This window comes from Desertibacillus haloalkaliphilus (genome assembly GCF_019039105.1).
Taxonomy (GTDB): domain Bacteria; phylum Bacillota; class Bacilli; order Bacillales; family KJ1-10-99; genus Desertibacillus; species Desertibacillus haloalkaliphilus.
Genome location: NZ_JAHPIV010000355.1, coordinates 1 through 374 on the forward strand (window position 1 = coordinate 1; position 374 = coordinate 374).

General features: G+C 50.8%; 1 protein-coding gene. It reads right to left on the bottom strand.

Annotated features, from left to right (window positions below; translation table 11 throughout):
- Positions 1-374, bottom strand: a 374-nt coding sequence (locus tag KH400_RS30080) for a hypothetical protein (protein ID WP_217228372.1), incomplete at both ends; no start/stop codon positions are given.

Here is a 374-nt window from a genome sequence, read left to right on the forward strand (position 1 = left end):
CCTTTCTTTCCTTCCTCCTCCCTTCCCCCCCCCCCCCCTTTTCCCCTCTTCTTTCTCCCTCCCCTCTTTTTTCTTCCTCCCCTTCCCTCCTCCTTTCTTTCCCCTTCCCCCTTCTCTCCCTCCCTTTTCTCTTCCTCTTTCCTCTCTCCCTTTTTTTCCCTTTTTCCCTCCTCTCCTTCTTTCTTCTTCTTTCTCTTTCTTTCCTCTTCTTTTCCCCCTCTCCCCTTTTTCCTTTCTTTTTCTTCCTCTCCCCTTCCTTCTCCCTCCCTCTTCCTTTCTTTCCCTTCTTCTCTCTCCTCTCCCTTCCCTTTCTTCCCTTTTTTTCCCCCTTCCTCTCCTTTTCTCCCTCCCTCCCCTTTTTTTCCCTCCCTTCC